Annotated in this window: 15 protein-coding genes; 6 read left to right on the top strand and 9 right to left on the bottom strand. The window is 61.7% G+C overall.

Annotation, left to right across the window (positions count from 1 at the left end):
* Position 1: 1 nt before the first annotated feature.
* On the bottom strand, positions 2-1,174 hold the full coding sequence (locus OKA04_RS02835; RefSeq protein WP_264499606.1) for a GAF domain-containing sensor histidine kinase: 1,173 nt from the start codon (positions 1,172-1,174) through the stop codon (positions 2-4).
* Positions 1,175-1,359: 185 nt separating this feature from the next.
* Positions 1,360-1,863: a YciE/YciF ferroxidase family protein gene (locus tag OKA04_RS02830; protein WP_264499605.1), complete on the bottom strand. Its 504-nt coding sequence runs from the start codon at positions 1,861-1,863 to the stop codon at positions 1,360-1,362.
* A 223-nt stretch (positions 1,864-2,086) separates the two neighbouring features.
* On the opposite strand from OKA04_RS02830, the gene OKA04_RS02825 reads away from it, so the two are divergent.
* Entirely contained in the window at positions 2,087-3,406 is a 1,320-nt protein-coding gene (locus tag OKA04_RS02825) for an MFS transporter (RefSeq protein WP_264499604.1), read from the top strand.
* A gap of 309 nt (positions 3,407-3,715) precedes the next feature.
* On the opposite strand, the gene OKA04_RS02820 is transcribed toward OKA04_RS02825, so the two are convergent.
* Positions 3,716-4,549 (bottom strand): alpha/beta hydrolase, encoded by an 834-nt coding sequence (locus OKA04_RS02820; protein ID WP_264499603.1) that lies wholly within the window; start codon positions 4,547-4,549, stop codon positions 3,716-3,718.
* 90 nt (positions 4,550-4,639) lie between these two features.
* Between OKA04_RS02820 and OKA04_RS02815 the strand changes: the two genes are divergently transcribed.
* The 3 genes from OKA04_RS02815 (at position 4,640) to OKA04_RS02805 (ending at position 7,330) form a co-directional block, all read left to right on the top strand.
* A complete protein-coding gene (locus tag OKA04_RS02815) occupies positions 4,640-5,659 on the top strand; it encodes a DUF3500 domain-containing protein (protein WP_264499602.1) in 1,020 nt (339 codons plus the stop codon).
* 73 nt (positions 5,660-5,732) lie between these two features.
* On the top strand, positions 5,733-6,584 hold the full coding sequence (gene nadC / locus OKA04_RS02810) for a carboxylating nicotinate-nucleotide diphosphorylase (protein ID WP_264499601.1): 852 nt from the start codon (positions 5,733-5,735) through the stop codon (positions 6,582-6,584).
* Entirely contained in the window at positions 6,581-7,330 is a 750-nt protein-coding gene (locus OKA04_RS02805; protein WP_264499600.1) for a biotin--[acetyl-CoA-carboxylase] ligase, read from the top strand. Before nadC ends, OKA04_RS02805 begins: the two co-directional genes overlap by 4 nt.
* A 6-nt stretch (positions 7,331-7,336) precedes the next feature.
* Here the strand turns inward: OKA04_RS02805 and OKA04_RS02800 are convergent, their stop codons facing one another.
* Positions 7,337-8,122 (bottom strand): segregation and condensation protein A, encoded by a 786-nt coding sequence (locus tag OKA04_RS02800; protein ID WP_264499599.1) that lies wholly within the window; start codon positions 8,120-8,122, stop codon positions 7,337-7,339.
* 103 nt (positions 8,123-8,225) lie between these two features.
* Here OKA04_RS02800 and OKA04_RS02795 point away from each other — a divergent pair, with 103 nt between their 5' ends.
* On the top strand, positions 8,226-9,839 hold the full coding sequence (locus OKA04_RS02795; protein ID WP_264499598.1) for an AsmA family protein: 1,614 nt from the start codon (positions 8,226-8,228) through the stop codon (positions 9,837-9,839).
* Between the two features lie 48 nt (positions 9,840-9,887).
* On the opposite strand, the gene metF is transcribed toward OKA04_RS02795, so the two are convergent.
* Positions 9,888-10,799, bottom strand: a complete 912-nt coding sequence (gene metF / locus OKA04_RS02790; RefSeq protein ID WP_264499597.1) for a methylenetetrahydrofolate reductase [NAD(P)H] — start codon at positions 10,797-10,799, stop codon at positions 9,888-9,890.
* Between the two features lie 143 nt (positions 10,800-10,942).
* On the opposite strand from metF, the gene OKA04_RS02785 reads away from it, so the two are divergent.
* On the top strand, positions 10,943-11,785 hold the full coding sequence (locus OKA04_RS02785) for an EF-hand domain-containing protein (RefSeq protein ID WP_264499596.1): 843 nt from the start codon (positions 10,943-10,945) through the stop codon (positions 11,783-11,785).
* 28 nt (positions 11,786-11,813) lie between these two features.
* Here the strand turns inward: OKA04_RS02785 and OKA04_RS02780 are convergent, their stop codons facing one another.
* The 4 genes from OKA04_RS02780 to tgt all read right to left on the bottom strand — a co-directional run bounded on the left by OKA04_RS02780 (position 11,814) and on the right by tgt (position 16,488).
* On the bottom strand, positions 11,814-12,515 hold the full coding sequence (locus tag OKA04_RS02780; RefSeq protein ID WP_264499595.1) for a hypothetical protein: 702 nt from the start codon (positions 12,513-12,515) through the stop codon (positions 11,814-11,816).
* 19 nt (positions 12,516-12,534) lie between these two features.
* A complete protein-coding gene (gene secD, locus OKA04_RS02775) occupies positions 12,535-14,937 on the bottom strand; it encodes a protein translocase subunit SecD (protein WP_264499594.1) in 2,403 nt (800 codons plus the stop codon).
* Positions 14,938-15,025: 88 nt separating this feature from the next.
* On the bottom strand, positions 15,026-15,358 hold the full coding sequence (gene yajC / locus OKA04_RS02770) for a preprotein translocase subunit YajC (RefSeq protein WP_264499593.1): 333 nt from the start codon (positions 15,356-15,358) through the stop codon (positions 15,026-15,028).
* Positions 15,358-16,488 (bottom strand): tRNA guanosine(34) transglycosylase Tgt, encoded by a 1,131-nt coding sequence (gene tgt, locus OKA04_RS02765; RefSeq protein WP_264499592.1) that lies wholly within the window; start codon positions 16,486-16,488, stop codon positions 15,358-15,360. Before tgt ends, yajC begins: the two co-directional genes overlap by 1 nt.
* Between the last annotated feature and the right edge of the window lie 183 nt (positions 16,489-16,671).

Genomic DNA, 16,671 nt, shown 5'->3' with positions numbered 1-16,671 from the left:
TTCACTCGCCTGCGAGCGGGAAGAAGATCCGGAAAACCGCCCCTTCACCCGGGGCGCTGATCAGGCTCACGCTGCCGCCTTCCTCGTCCACCAGACGCTTCACCATCGATAGTCCGAGGCCGGTGGATGCCTCGCCTGCCGTCGGGCGGGCGCTGAGGCGTGCGTAGCGGCTGAAGATCTTGGGCAGATCCTCTTCGGCAAATCCCGGCCCGGTGTCGGAAATTTCGAAGCCGCCTCCTTCGCCGTCCATCACCCAATCCAAGCGCACGGTCCCGCCGGTAGGCGTGAACTTGATCGCGTTGCTCAGGAGATTGTCGGCGACGCGCTCGATGACCCAATCCGCCGCGGCAAGCCGGACTACCGGAATATCATTCCGGTGCTCCAGCGTCAGACCTTTCCCGGCAGCTTGGGGGCGATGACGCTCGATCACCTGCGAAAGCACGCCATTCAAGTCCTGCCCGCGCTCGGACTGGCGACTGGGGCGCACGAGAGAATCCACCAGACGCGAAGCGTGGTCGCTGGATTCTCCCAGCGCCTCGACCAGCGGGTTTAGCTCGCGCGGCATCGTTCCGGCCCTTTCGCGCAGCAAATTCGTGGCCATCTTGATGCCGGCCAGCGGCGACTTGAGGTCATGAACCACGATCTCGAGCGCGTTTTTTTCCCGCTGGCGGGCGATGAGAAGCTCGATCTGCCCGGCAACCAGTGCGGTGAAGTCGCGGACGGACTCGATTTCTTCCTCCGTCCAATCGCGGGGCTTTGAGTCGATCACGCAAAAGGCTCCGAAGAGATGGTCATCCTCGCCCGCGAGCGGGAAACCGAGATAGGCGATGACCCCGAGATCGGCGATGGCTCCATTGTCCGCCACACGAGGATCGACTCGGGCATCCCGGATGATCAGTGGCCTGCCTTCATTCACGGCGTGCTGGCAGAAGGAATGGCTCAGCGGCGTTTCGCGATCCCGGTTGTAGGGATCGGACAAGCCGCATGCCCCGGCGAAGACCTGACGCTCGGAATCGACCAGCGAAACCAAGCACACAGGCACATTCAGGACGCGTGCGGCAAGCGTTGTGACCCTCTCGAATTCCGGCTGGGCGATGCCGTCGAGCAAGCCGCTGGCGCGCAATGCCTGAAGCCGCGATGCTTCGGAAACCTGCCGGTGGAAGGGAGTGGTCATTTGTGCAGCACCGGCGATAGCCGGTCCGCCCCATCCCTGCAAGACCGGCATTACAATAAGCGCCTCCACATTGTGTGCGAGGCTCTGAATTACGCCGAAGTTTGAAAAGTTGAGGCCGGACTCGCCCCCCGACGAGTCCGGCCTGTTTCGGGTGCGCACCACACCTCTTCCAGCCGGAAATAAGTTCACGCAGCGGCCGCCTTGTTGATGCCGTGCTTGAAAATGCCACCTACGGCGATGCTCGTGAGGACATCATCAGCTTCACTTTCCTCCTCCAAAGACTCGAGGAGAACGTGGGCGTCGGTATCGAAGTCCAGACACTCGGCGAACGCCTTTGCCACCCCGTAGGCGGCAATGCCGTAGTGCTCGATGCGGTTGAGAGAAGCGATCAGCACCGCATCCCGCACACTGCCGGGAGAGGCGTGATCCAGTCGCTTTCTGGTCTCGCGGATCATGCCGCGCATGGCTTCACATTGTTCGCCACCGGGATTGAGACCGTGTTGGCAGAAAAGCTCCCGCAATCTGATCCGTTGCTCGCGCGCTTGGCCGAGTTGGCCGCTGAGGGTCTTGCGGAGTTTTTCATCTGAGGCCCTGCGGACCAATTCGGGAAGGGCTGCGGCGAGTTGGGATTTTGCGCTGAAGAGATCTCGAAGTTGGTCGTAATAAAGCTGTTCCAAGTTCGTTGTCATAACTGTCAGGAGGTTACGGGTTAGAAACGTGCAGCCCATGTGCCTTTGTTGTAAGTCGCTGATATTAAATTATGATTTAAACGATGGCGGAACTTGCGGGTGCACCACGCAACCTTGGAATCCCCCCTCGCGTCGCAACTTGCACCAAATGCGCCCCATCGTCGGAATGCCGGATTTCTGCCTTCCGAAAGCGGGAATCCCGGCACCTTACTCTGGTTCATCCATGGAAACCCAAGTCCTGACGGAAGCTGAAGAGCGTGCGGTGATCTCGAAGGTCACCTGGCGGCTAATTCCGCTGCTCTTCACCTGCTACATCATCGCCTACATCGACCGCATCAATGTCGGCTTCGCGAAGCCCCACCTGGAGCCGGTCCTCGGAGTGGATCCGAAGATCTTCGGCGAAGTGTTCGGAACGGGGGCGGGATTGTTCTTCATCGGCTACTTCATCTTCGAGGTGCCCAGCAATTTGATCCTCCAGAAGGTCGGTGCCCGCCTGTGGATCGCGCGCATCATGATCGTCTGGGGCATCGTCTCCATGGGATTCATCTTCCTGAACGGGAAGACGATGTTCTACGTGATGCGCTTCCTGTTGGGTGCGGCGGAAGCGGGCTTCTTTCCGGGTGTCATCCTCTATCTCACCTTCTGGTTTCCCGCGCGGGAGCGGGCAAGAACGGTCGCGCTGTTTGCCCTAGGCGGAGTCGCCGCCGGGGTGATTGGGTCTCCGATTTCCGGTGCCTTGCTGGAGATGGATGGCTTCCTCGGGTTTGCGGGATGGCGGTGGATGTTCTTCATCGAGGCGCTTCCTGCCATCTTGTTAGGCATCGTCGTCCTGCTGGTATTGCCAAACCGACCATCCGAGGCGCGGTGGCTGACACCACGCGAAAAGGACTGGCTGCAAACGAAGATCGCGAACGAAGCACGTGGGGTTCCGGGGGTGAAGCACCGGCTTTCGGATGCTTTCCGCGACCCGCGCGTATGGCTTCTCTGCCTGCTCTACTTTCTGGTGAATGTCGCTGGCTACGGCTACGAGTTCTGGCTGCCCACGATCGTCCGTGGTCTCACGGGGGAAGGGGAGCAGCAGAACAACTTCATCGTCGGCCTCATCAACATGGTGCCCTATCTCGTGGCCGGGGCCGCCATGATCCTGGCGGGGAAGCACTCGGACCGCACGGGAGAGCGGCGCTTCCACGTGGCAGTAGCCGCCGCCATCGCCGCAGGCGGCGCGACGCTGGCTGCCTTCGCTGGAAATCCATGGCTGGCGATGCTCGGACTTGTGATCCTTCTGGCCGGACAAAAGGCCACGCTGGGGCCATTCTGGGCGCTCGGGACCGCTGCCCTCAGCGGCACGGCGGCGGCGGGTGGCATCGCCTTGATCAATTCGGTGGGCAACTTGGGCGGCTACTTCGGACCACGGATCGTGGGCATGATCAAGGACCAGACGCAGAGCGACAAGCTGGCGCTGCTTTTCCTTGGCGGGGCTTTGCTCGCCCTTGGAGCGATGGCGCTGGCCCTGAAGCCCGAGGCCAAGGCCTCACAGGACTAAAAGAGGGAACGCGGACCGTGTTCCCCCCCAGGAATCCGATCCGCGCCCTTTTTGAAACCGGATGCCTGCTCAATCTTCTGCCGATGGAAATTCCCCCCGGAATTCAGCACCGGCAATCTGAAGTCGATTCAGCATTCCGTTCCGTCCTATCCTGCAGAAGCAGGTAGAACGCTTGTCGGACGTTCGCATAAAACGGAGAATTCCGAAGATTCGAGTGCTCCCGAAATCGGCCACTTGGACCCAAAATCGGACTAGGATCGACTATTCAGCCCGCCGCAAGCCTTTCTGATCAAAGGAAAAGGAGGCGATTCACTTCCGGGCCTCATTCATCGCCTTGAGTATCTGCTCCGTCGCCGCGTCCTGCAGCGTGTTGTGGCGTCCGCCGGGGACCTCGGTGTAGCGCACGGTCATGGGGAATTCCTTCGCCAAGTCCCTCGACATGGTGACCGGGATCACCTCGTCGTCACTGCCATGGATGATGAAAACCTCCGCATTGCCGGTCTTTTCCAGTGTCCGCAGGCGCTCCCGGTTGTCGAAGCGATGCCAGACGAGAAAGCCGAGATCGACGCCGAACATCGCCTCGGTCATCTGCATCGAGCTCGTGAAGGGGCTGAGCAGCACGCCGCGGCGGATGTCGTATTCCTCGGCGGCCATCAGGCACACGGCGCTGCCCAGACTGTGGCCGAAGAAGCGAAGCTTACTGTGATCGGCGGGCAGCGACCAATTCAGCGAGGTCATGGCCGCCGGCACCACCGCCTTGAGGTTTTCCCGGATGGTGGCTGGGCGTGGTTTTCCTTCACAGGCCCCGTAGCCGGGGATGTCGATGAGCAGCCAAGCGTCGTTCCGTGGACCGTTTTCCCTCAGCCAGTCGGACCAATCCAGCGCAAGCGTGCCATTGCCACCGGTCACCAGCCATAGCCGCTCGGGATTCGGGTTGGGGGAGAGCAGGTAGGCCTGCTGCCGGCCGTGCGGCGTGGAGTAGCCGACGACCGTGGTGCCGGGTTCGGCGTCCCACTGCGCGACATGGTCAGGCCCGTAGGGGCGGGGGAAGTAGATCAGCTTGCTCTGGCAACCGGTGAGCAGCGCGAGCGCTCCCGCTATCGGAACGACGAGGAACAGGAAGACCCGGCGGAGGATTCGCATGGAGCCGAACTAACACCTCACCCTCATCCAGTCGAGAAACTGACACTCCGCTTGCGAGATCGGTCCCGCTGGCCTTGTAGTGGATGGATCATGAAAGCCCCGCTCCTCGCTCTGCTGCTTAGCCTTCCTGTCATGGCCGACGATCTGTCCTCCGTGGCCGCGATGAAATCGGCAGCCGATGCCTTCCTCGGCTCACTCGACGAGGCCAAGCGCGAGAAGGCCGTCTTCGCCTTCGATGGCGACGAGCGGGAGAATTTCAAGTTCACCCCGCGCGAGCGCACCGGCCTGCCGCTGAAGGAAATGAGCGAGACCCAGAATGCCGCAGCCATGAAGCTGCTGGAGGCGGCGCTGAGCGAAAAGGGCAAGCTCAAGGCGATGCAGATCATCACGCTGGAAGGCGTGCTCCGCGAAATGGAGAAGAACCCGACTTATCGTGATCCCGGGAAATACTACGTCTCCATTTTCGGGAAGCCCGGCGATGAAAAGGGCTGGGGTTGGAAATTCGAGGGCCATCACCTCGCTCTGAACTACACCGTCGTCGGCGACAAGGTGGCGGTGACGCCTTCCTTCTTCGCAGCCAATCCCGCGGAAGTCCGGGAAGGTGAGCACAAGGGGCTGCGCGTGCTGGCCGCGGAGGAAGACCTCGCCATGGCGCTTGCGAATGTCCTCATCGACGGCGGCAAGAAGGACGTGATTTTCAGCGACAAGGCACCCGGGGAAATCCTCACGGCGGAGAATCGCAAGGCAACCGCGCTCGAACCGGTCGGCTTGCTCGCTTCCGAGATGTCCGATGGACAGAAGCAGGCGCTGCGCGAGCTGATCACCGAATACGTCGGGCGCCACCGTAAGGACCTCGCAGAGGCGGATCTGGCGAAAATCGACAAGGCGGGATTCGACAAGGTCCGCTTCGGCTGGGCCGGCGGGACGAAGCGCGGCGAGGCATGGTACTACCGGGTGCAAGGCCCGACCTTCCTGATGGAAGCGGCCAATACCCAGAACAACGCCAACCACATCCATGCGACCTGGCGGAGCTTCGAGGGCGACTTCGGCCGCGACATGCTTTCCGAGCACTATCACCAGCACGAGGAGGACGGTGGTCACCACCATTGAGAACGGATTCATCGTCCCGGTCAGAGCGAATGTTTGTTTGCTTTCAAAGGGCTGACGAATGAACAATCGGCGCGTGCACGAAAGCGTCGAGCGTTTGATCCAGGCGGCCTTGGCAGAAGACATCGGACCCGGGGATCTGACCTCGCGGTATTTCGTTCCGGCTGAACGCCGCGCGACCGGCTTCATCGTTGCACGTGAATCCGGGGTGCTTTCCGGCGGGGATGTGGCACTCGAGGTGCTCCGCCAAGTGGACACGTCCATCGAGGTGACGCTATTGGTGGAGGATGGCAGCCGCATTTCCAGCGGAGCCTACCTCATCAAGCTCGAGGGCCCGGCCCGCAGCCTGCTCACCGCCGAGCGGACCGTGCTCAATTTCCTCCAGCGCATGAGCGGTGTCGCCAGCGCAACCCGGCAATATGTGGATGCCGTGAAGGGGACGAATGCCAACATCCTGGACACGCGGAAGACCATCCCGGGGTGGCGCCGTCTGGACAAGCTGGCTGTGACCCACGGCGGTGGAGTGAACCATCGCATGGGCCTCTACGACCGTGTCATGGTGAAGGACAACCACCTCGTGGCAGAGGGTCGCGTGGAAGAGCTCCAGCAGGCCATCGCCAACCTCAAGGCGGATCATCCCGACGTGGAAGTTGAACTGGAAGCGGACAATCTCACCCAGGTCGAAGCCTTCCTCGGAATGGAATACGTCGATCACATTCTCCTCGATAACATGTCGCTGGCTGAACTCCGCCGCGCCGTCGAACTGCGGGGAGACAAGGCTTCCCCAAAGCTGGAGGCGAGCGGTGGCGTGAATCTCGAGACTGTAGCTGGTATCGCCGAGACCGGCGTGGATTTCATTTCGGTGGGTGCGATCACCCATTCGGCGCGGGCTCTCGATCTGGCCTTGGATTTCGTGAAACGGGAATGAGCAGCGTCTGGGACCATGCCGAGCTGCCTGCGGGCTATCGCCTCGATTTCCGGGAAGTCACCGGCTCGACGAATGACGACATCCGGGCCGCAGCCCAGACTGGTGCGAGGGCAGGGCTGGTGATCGTCGCGGAGCGCCAGGAAGCGGGCAGGGGACGTCGCGGGGCGGCGTGGGTCTGTCCGCCGGGTGAGGGTCTCGCGTTTTCCGTGCTTCTGCGCCCATCCGAGCCGAAAGCCCTGTGGCCACGGCTTTCGCTGGCGGCGGGACTTGCCGTGGCCGAGGGGCTGGATCGCCATGGCGTCTCCGCCGAGGTGAAGTGGCCGAATGACGTGTGGATCGGCGGGAAGAAAATCGCAGGCATCCTTGTCGAGGCGGGCGACGATTTCGTGGTCGTCGGCATTGGCATCAATGTCGGCGTGACAGCGTTCCCGGATGCCTTGGAAAGCAGCGCCACCTCTCTAGCGCTCGAATGCGGCGAGGCACCCGGGCTGCCGCCGGTGCTGGCTTCGATCTTGGAGCGGCTTCCGGTTTGGCAGTCGAAGATCGGAAAGGACTTCGATGAATTGCTACGGAATTTCCGTGAGCGTTGCGCGCTGACCGGCAAGACCGTGCGACTCACCTGCGCCGACGGTATTGTGACAGGAAATGCGGTCGGGATCGGTGATGGAGGCGAATTGCTCATCCGCACCGCCGACGGTGTCCGCCGTATCGTTCAGGCCGAAGAAGTGCGGGTGGTGGAAGGCTGACGAGGGTCAGGCTTCCGACTCCTCGAGTCGCTCCTCTTCCCCGGCCTCGACGTGGGCGGCGGTGTGAATCCGTCGCTCGATCTCGATCTCACCCAGCAGGTGGGTTTGGCGGAGAATGAACTGGTTCATTTTCATCAGTTCCAGCACGGCGAGGAAGGTGACAATGACCTCTGCCTTCGTGGTCGCGGTCTCGAAAAGCGAGTCGAAGCGCGCCGCTTGCCCCGGCACGAAGCGGAAGAGCAGCATCTCGATCTTGTCAGCCACGGTGTAGCGGTCATCGACGATGTCTCCGAGATCGTGCGATTCCTCGAAGCGCTTCAGCACGTTCTGGAAGGCGCGGATCAGGTCGAAGATGGAGACCTCGGCGAGCCCGACTGGCGGCTCTTCCGGGAGATCCGGCTTCTCCGGTTGATAGGCGAAGGAGCCTTCCTGCTCGACTTCCTTCAGGCTGAGGAAGCCGGCCGCGTCCTTGAATTTCTTGTATTCGATGAGCTGGCGGATCAGCTCCCAACGCGGATCGTCCTCCTCCGCATCCTCTTCCGGTGGCTGGTCCTGGCGGGGCAGCAGCGTGCGGCTTTTCAGATACATCAGGTTCGCCGCCATCAGGATGAACTCGGCAGCGAGATCGATATTCAGCATGCGGAAGGTCTCGATGTAGTCGAGATACTGGCTGGTGATGCGGGAGATCGAAATGTTATGGATATCGACCTCGTCTTTCTTGATGAGGTAAAGAAGCAGGTCGAGGGGTCCCTCGAAGATGTCCAGTTTGACCTTGTAGTCGGTGCCTTCCACGGCCGGACAGGTAGGGGATCGCCCCGCGGCGGGCGAGGGGAAATTTGCGCTCGCATGCCGGAGCCTGCGTCGTTGTAATCCGGCCCTCCCCGCGGGATTTATCATGGAGGCGGACCAAACGCATTCGTTCAATCAGAAGCTGAGCCAGTGGATCGCAAGCCAGGGGTTCTGGTTCCAACTCCGTCATTCGATCTCGGGTTGCGGTGGCTGGGCGATGACGATCAACCACCTCACGCGCATCGGGCTGAAGGTCGCGATCGCGCTGCTGGTGGCCTCGGCCATCTTCGGTGTCTGGCTGGTGAAGCGGGTCAAGTCCGAGAGCTTCGTGGAATCGCTCGGTGGCGGACTAAGGGATGGCCTGTCGGCCAGCGAGGCGAAGATCGTGAATTATCACCGGAGCAGCGGTGAGGCCGTGATCCAGCGGGTGACCGTGGAAGGGGGGGAGAACAGCTTTTTCCACAGCCTTGATGCAGGGAATGTCCGCTTCAAGATGCCGCTTTTGGCCGGGATGAGCGGGCCGTGGCAAGCGGGCACCCTGCAAGCCAAGGTCATGGAACTGAAGGTCAAGGCCGGAGCGGACTCGCCGGAGCAGGCCAAGAAATTCGGCGAGGTGATTTTCCGCGATTGGCCCGGTTTCGAGTTTTCCTCTGTGGAGGTGGATGAGGCGTCGGTCAGTTGGGGCTACTCGCTGCGGGCCCCTGGCATGATCGAGAAAAGCCGCATGGTCGCCATCCGGTCGTCCGAAGGCTGGCGCTTGGAATTCAAAGGGGGCAAGTTTTCCCAGAACTGGCTGAAGAATCTGACCATCGAGCATCTGGTCATGGAGGTCAGCCGCGGCGGCCTCCTGATCAAGGAGGGCAAGTTCAAGAGCGAGGATGGCAAGGTGGTCCTCAAGGATCTGAGGGTGACCGGCGGGAACAAACCGGAAGTTTCGGGAAGAGCTGAATTCACGAAGGTATCGCTCGCGTCGCTTCTGCCGGACGTGGCCACCAACTACGTGGAGGGCAATATCTCCGGGGAGCTTGCGATATCAGGATCGACCAATTCGGTGGAGGGTATCCAGTTCGAGGGTGATGTGAAGCTGGACGAAGGTTCGCTGATCAGCATTCAGGAGCGGCTCTACCTGATGAAGGCCCTGGCATTGGCCGACCGCTTCAACAGCTACCGCAAGGTGGATTTCACCCGCGGAGGCTTCCACATCAAGACGGGTGGCGGGGCTCTCAAGCTGAGCCGCGTGGATCTGATCGCCGGCGACCTGATGACCATGCAGGGAAATCTGGAGGTGCGTTATCCCACCGATCAGGAGCTTGTCGGACCGGATGGCGTGAAGGTTCCCGCACGGTTCACGCCTTTCGCCAAGCCGAGTGCCGACTCTGACAAGTCCGCTGCCTCCGCCTCCGCCTCGGCACCGACCGGTGGTGCCGCTGCGCAAAAGGGCAACGAAATCTACGACCGGCGCGCTCAGGAGCGAATCACCGAGCAGCTTCAAAAGGAAGACTTGGAGCGGCGATCCCAGGCCCTGCGTTGCAGTGGCACCATGCGCATCAGCATCATGGGTGAGGCATTCGACCGGAATCAGCCCCTGCGTGATGCATACCCGGTCGATCCGGAAACCAAGCGGATCTCGATTGAAGTGCCTCTGGATGGTCCGCTGCTGGAACTCACGCGCAAACAGGCGGAAAAGATCACCGAGCTGGCCGAGGCTCTAGAGCGCTGAGTGGCGTGCTCTTCGAAGGGCGCACGCCCGTCAGGTAGTGCCTCTCTCTCAGTCGGTCGCCGTGGTCGCGAGGCCCAGGCTGGCGTAGATCTCGCGGGTCGCCTTGCTCTTGTTGAGCGTGTAGAAGTGGATGCCATCCACATCGTGGTCCAGCAGCTCCGCGCATTGCTGGGCGGCATAGTGGATGCCGACTTTCTCGACGGCTGCTGGGTCACCCTTCGCGCGGTCCAGCGCACGGAGGAGCTTCGCGGGGAAGCGCGCACCAGCCGCCAGCTCAGCCATCCTGCTCATGCCGGAAAGCGATGTCACCGGCATGATGCCCGCGATGATCGGGACATGGATGCCGTGGAGACGGCAGCGGTCGCGGAAGTCGAAAAAGTCGTGGTTGTCGAAAAAGAGCTGGGTGCAGATGTAGTCCGCTCCCGCGTCGATCTTCGCCTTCAGGTGGTCGAGTTCCAGCAGGCGGTTCGGCGTGGCGGGGTGGCCTTCCGGGAAGCCGGCGACGCCAATGCCGAAGCCGCGGGGGTCGGGATGCGCGCCGGATTCATTGAACTTACGGATGAAACGCACGAGGTCTGCGGCGTGGCGGAAATCGCAGTCCGACCAGTCGTAGTCCGGCCAATCGCGCGGTGGATCCCCGCGTAGAGCGAGGATGTTGCTCACTCCTACCTCCGCATAGCGGCGCAGGATCTCCTCGATCTGGGATTCGCTGTGCCCGACGCAGGTCAGGTGCGGCACCGGCGGCACCGTGGTCGTCTGGCGGATCTTCGCGACCAGATCATGGGTCATCTCGCGGGTGCTGCCGCCCGCCCCGTAGGTCACGGAGACGAATGACGGCTGGCAGGACTGGAGCTCGACGATGGTCTTGTAGAGATCCTCGACCGCGGCGGCGGACTTCGGCGGGAAGAACTCGAAAGAAAAGGTCGGGCGGCGGTTTGCCAGGATATCGCGGATGTGCATGTGAGCGCGGAAAGACGGCGGAAGCATGGGTTGCCGCGACTGCCGGTGGGGAGTAAAAAACCGACGCTGTCGCAACTTCACAAGTTGCCGGGAGTTTTCCATCTCGCGGATCGTAAAGGTCCCGGTATTCTCGCTCCGGCCCCATGAACTCCTCTCACACCGCTTGGATTGCCTTTCTGCTCGCCGGTACCGCCTTGTCGCAGGAACCGCCGAAGACGGAAGACGCGCGCCCGGCACAAAAGGAAGGTGCGAAGGATCGCGCCCGTCCCGGCAAGGAGAACAAGGAGAAGGACAAGGACGGAAAGCCTCAACAGTGGGGTGGCCGGATGGTGGACCTGTGGAAGAAGGCGGATGCCGATGGTGACGGCTTCATTTCCATGGAGGAATTCGCGACCATGGAGCGGCCCAGCCAGCTCACGCCCGAGAAGCGCGAGGAGATTTTCAAGCGGCTCGACAAGAACGGCGACGGACGGATCGGCCCGGATGAGCTTCCACGCCGTCCCGAGCGCATGCAACCGCTGGAAGAAGTCGATGCCGACAAGGATGGACGCATCGTTTTCGAGGAATTCAAGAACCTTGGCTTCGTCGCCAAGCTTCCTGAGGAAAGGCAGCGGAAAATTTTCGAGCGCATGGATCGCGATGGCGACGGCGCGCTCACGGCAAAGGATCGCCCCGAAGGTCCGCCTCACCGCGAAGGCCGTTGGAACAACGGCAACAAGGATGGCAAGACCGAGGGCAACAAGGGTGGCCGGGGCGGTCATCCGATGGAGATGATCCGCCGTCTGGACCAAAATGGCGATGGGGCCCTTAGCTTCGAGGAGTTCCGCCAGGCGGGCTTCCTGAAGGGGAAGAGCGAGGACGAGCAGGAAGACGTTTTCGAGAAGATGGACCGGAACAAGGACCTGAAGATCGATGCTACCGATTTCCCTCCGCCACCCGAGGGGCCGAAGCCGGACAAGGCCGAAAAGCCGTCCGACGCTCCCTGATTTCCCGCCCGGCGGGACGGGACTTCGGTCAGAAGTTCACCTCGAACCAAACGCCGCCGAAGAGGCGGTTGCGCTCCGGGCTGCTGCTCATCGGAACGGAGGTGCCGACGAAGGGCGTGACCGAGACGCTGCGGTTGAAGGCATAGGTCCAGCCGACGCGGGCATACACGTCATGCCAGCCGCTGCTACCGTAGTAGTCTTCGGTCCAGGAAGTGCCGGCCTCGGTGGAGATGAAGGAATTCTCTCCGGTGGCCTTCGACCATCGTGCCTCGATGTGGCCATACCAGCCGCCGTCCCCGGTGTCGTATGCGATCCCGGTGCCGAGGTCCCAGTCATCCGTGAGGTGCCAGGTGAATGACGGGGCGAGATCGAAGCCGTCCTTGAAAAAGCTGTCCTTGTACTCCCGCCAGGTGGTGCCAAAGGCGGCGGTCCACTTCTCCGTCTCGTAGCGGAAGTCGAAGAAAGCGGCGGCTTCCGAGAAATCACCGTCGCCGGTTGCCGTGCCGTAGTAACCGCCCACATTGAGCAGCCACTTGTCGCTCAGCGCGACCTCGGCTTCCGCCTGCACGTCGATCAGGCTGCCGGCGAGTTGGAAGCCGCGGTGGACGTAGTCCGTGCGGAAGCCTGTGACGACCTCGATCCCGAGCGGGAGCCTATCGTCGTCCCCGGCAGTCCCGGCCTCGGCCTGAACGGGAAGGAGCAGCGCGAGACCGAGGACGAGGCGTTTCATGCCAGACAGGGGAGGGCGCTTACGGAGTGGCTTGGATGTCCGACTCGGCCAGCGTGGTCTGAAGGATCTCCTTCCGCAGGCTGCCGCCCTTGCGATTGCTCCACCAGAGCACCACCGGCGAGGCGATGAAGACGGAGGAGAAGGTGGCGATCACGAGGCCCACCAGGATCATCGCAGAGAAGTCCTTGAGAGCGGATCCGCCGAAGAAGGTGAGGATGGCCACCGTGACGATGGTCGAGATCGAGGTCAGCACCGTCCGGGAGAGGGTGGCATTGATGGCCTCGTTCATCAGCTCCCTCGTGTCTCCATCACCGTCACGCAGGGACTCGCGGATACGGTCGAAGATAACGATGGTGTCGTTCACCGAGTAACCGGCGATGGTCAGCAGCGCGCCCACGTGGATGAGCGAGAGCTCACCGCCGAAGAGAATCACCACACCCGCCGTGAGGAGCACGTCGTGCAACAGTGCGACGAAGCCACCGAGCGCGAAGGAGAACTCGAAGCGCACCGTCATGTAAATGAGGATGCCGAGCATGCCTGCCGCGAGTGCGAGGCCGGCGTTCTTCAGGAAGTCCATCCCGAGGCTTGGCTCGATTGTATCGACGCCGGGCTGGATGGCGAAAGTGCCTTCCTCGGTCTTGCTGCCGAGGGTTGCAGGCAGGGATTCCCGAAGGTGATCGATGATCTTGGTCGAATCCTCGGTGGCACAGCGGATCGTCAGCAGTTCACCCGCGACGGATCGCTCCACCTGGGTCACCGGAAGCTTCGATGTCTGAAGGGACCCGAGCGCATTCTCGACCTCTGTTTGTGCAACTTCCTTGTCGGCTGGAAGCTGGTACATCAGCACCGTTCCACCGGTGAAGTCGATGCCGAGAGCCTTTTCACCCCGGAAAACGGAGGCACCGATGCAGGTCAGGAGAAGCACGACAGTGGCGATGTAGGCGGGCTTCGCCATCTTCATGAAGTCGATCTTGGTCGGCTTGATGAGGTTCAGGAAGTTGAGCTTCTTGAGGATGTTCAGGTCGTTGACCCAGCGGAAAAGCACGCGGGTCACGAGAATGGCCGAGAACATCGAGGCGAGAAGACCGATGACCACGGTGACCGCGAAGCCCTTGATGGTGCCGCTGCCGATCCAGAAGAGCACACCGGCCGTGATCAGCGAGGTGAGGTTGGAGTCGAAGATGGCGGAGAAGGCCTTGTCGTAGGAGGCACTGATGGCGACCTTCAGGGGCTTGCCAGCAGCCATTTCTTCACGCAGGCGCTCGTAGATCAGCACGTTCGCATCCACCGCCATGCCGACCGAGAGGATCATACCCGCGATACCCGGCAGGGTGAAGGTGAAGCCGAAGACGGCCATGCCCCCGAAGATCATCAGGGTATTCACGATCAGACCGAAGAGGGCGATCAGACCCGCGGTGCGGTAGTAGATCAGGACGAAAAGAGCCGTGCAGGAGAGACCGACGATACCGGCCCAGACACCCTGTTTGACCACGGCGGCACCGAGGGTCGGGGTGACGGTGCGCTCCTCGATGATCTTGAGAGGGTTCTCAAGGGGATTCTTGAGGGCATTGGCGAGGTTGCGGGCTTCATCGAAGCTTTCTTGGCCATCGATCTGGAAATTCTTACCGAGACCGCCTTTTTCGCGCAGGCTGGAGGAGAGGATCACCTTGCCGTCCAGAACGACGGCGAGGAAGTCCTGGCCCGGGACCATGTCCTTGGTCAGATTGAACATCTTGTCGCCACCCGCTCCCGTGAGCTGGATGCCGATGATATGATCTGTGCCTTTTGTTTCGGGGTAGGCCTGCTGGACGTCCTTGCCGGTCCATGCGATGCGGTTGCTCAGCAGGAGATACTGGGTGGTCTTCACCCCTTCGCGCTCACGGTCGTACTGGTAAACCTTGTAGCCGGGAATGCGGGCTTCCTCATTGTCCTTGATCCGCTCGGCGAGGGTCTTGCCGTTCGGGCCAGGGGTGAAGCCTTCACTGTTTACCCGGCGGACTTCCAAGCGTGCGACCTTCTCGATCTGGGTGCGGACGTCTTTCGCCTCATCCTCCTTCATGCCGGGCAACTGCAGGACGATGCGGTCGGTGCCCTGCACGGTGGGGATCGCGTCATTGGTTCCGAGCGCGTTGATGCGCTGCGCGATGACGTTCTTCGCCTGATTGACATCATCGGTCGTCAGCGAGATCGGTTGGCCGGTCAGTTCGTCCGTCTTCGGCTGCACCTGGAGGGTGAAGGAGGTGCCGCCGACGAGGTCGATGCCGCCCTTGATCGCACCCGGCGAGAAGATGGCGAGGAGCGACAGGGCGCAGACACCCGCGAGGAGGAACGTGCCGATGTTTCTCTTCCGCCGCTCGTGGTCGGTGGCGAAGTACCAGAAGAAAACGATCAGGAGGACTAGTCCGGAGAGGAACAAGGCCATCGGGTCGTTCAAGATAGACACTGCGAGCAACGCGGACGGGAGCATGACGGGAAAGGGAAGGGTTGTTGGCGCAAAAGGCGCGAACGGATCAGGCGGTCGTGGAAGCTTCCTTCTTGATGACCGTGGCCACTGCGGGCTTGTCGAATTCCATCATCACGCCGTCAGCGACCTTGAGGACGACAGTGCGGTCCTTGATGTTATGGACGATGGCGTGGATGCCAGCGGTGGTGACCACCTCGTCGCCCTTTTGCAGGGCGTCGATCCGCTTCTGGAGTTCCTTACGCTGGCGCTGCTGGGGACGGATCAGCAGGAAATAGAACATGACGACCATCAGGACCATCATGATTTCCGGCCGGGCAAACAGACCGCCTTGGGATTGGCCGGCGGTTGCCTGGGCAAGCAGCGTGACAAGAGAAAGCATCATTCGGATTTCGACTGGGTGTAGCGGCGGATGAAGGACTCCTTGAATTCAAGGAATTTGCCTTCGCTGATGGCTTCCCGCGCGTTGGCGGCAAGGCGGAGGAAGAAATGCAGGTTGTGGAAGGAAAGCAACCGCAAAGCTAGGATTTCCCCGGCACGGAAAACGTGTCGGATGTAGGCCCGCGAGAACCTCGCGACGTGCGGGTGGGCGCTCTCGCAAAGGGGGCGCGGATCCCGCTCGTAGGCGAGGTTTTTGATATGGATCGGCCCGTCGAGGGTGAAGGCCTGGCCATGGCGAGCGACCCGGGTAGGCATCACACAGTCAAACATATCCACGCCCCGGCCGATCATCTCCAGGATCTGCGGCGGCGTGCCGAGACCCATGGCGTAGCGGGGCTTGTCCTCCGGCAGGAAGGGGACGCTGTGCTCCACGGCGCGCATCATTTCCTCCTCGGGCTCGCCGACGGAGACACCGCCGATCGCGTAGCCGTCAAAGTCGAGATCGACCAGTTCGCGGGCGGATTTCTCTCGTAGGTCGGCCCAGATGGAGCCCTGCACGATGCCGAAGTGGCGCTGGATGCCGGTGCCGCTGGTGGGGCGGTTCGTCTCGATCCAGTGCTTGCAGCGCTTTGCCCAGCGGGTGGTCAGGCCGAGCGATTTCTCGGCGTAGATCCGCTCGCAGGGGTAGGGGGGGCACTCGTCGAATAGCATGGCAATGTCCGAGCCGAGCGCGGCCTGGATCTCCATGCTCAGCTCCGGGGTGAGCATCATCTTCGACCCGTCGAGGTGATTCTGGAAGCGCACGCCCTCCTCGGTGATCTTGCGCAGCTTGGCCAGCGACCAGACCTGGAATCCGCCGGAATCCGTCAGCATCGGGCGATCCCAAGTAGCGAACTTGTGCAGACCGCCGAATTCCTTGATCGTTTCCGGCCCGGGCCGCAGCCACAGGTGGTAGGTATTTCCTAGAATGATCTGGGCTCCGAGCATCTCCAGCTCGTCCGGATGCAGGGTTTTCACCGTGCCCTGGGTGCCCACGGGCATGAAAATCGGTGTCTCCACCGTGCCGTGGGCCAATTCCATGCGGCCACGCCGGGCCTGGCTGGAGGGATCGCGCGCGAGAACCTGAAACATCGGGGCGCGGGATTTACGGGTAAATCCCGCGCCCGGCAATCTTTCCGTGCGTGTGGCAAAAATACAGAAAGAGCGCGAATGAGAGTCCCCCCGGAGTCATGATTCGCGCCCTTTCCAGTGATTCGACCAGTGCTACCCATTGCAAATCCGGTCGGATGACATCCCCCCGGAAGTCAATTTCCG

Origin of the sequence: Luteolibacter flavescens, from assembly GCF_025950085.1 — a bacterium.
GTDB classification, from domain to species: Bacteria; Verrucomicrobiota; Verrucomicrobiia; order Verrucomicrobiales; family Akkermansiaceae; genus Haloferula; species Haloferula flavescens.
The sequence above is the reverse complement of the archived record's forward strand: the minus strand, read 5'-3'. Positions and strand labels throughout refer to the sequence as shown.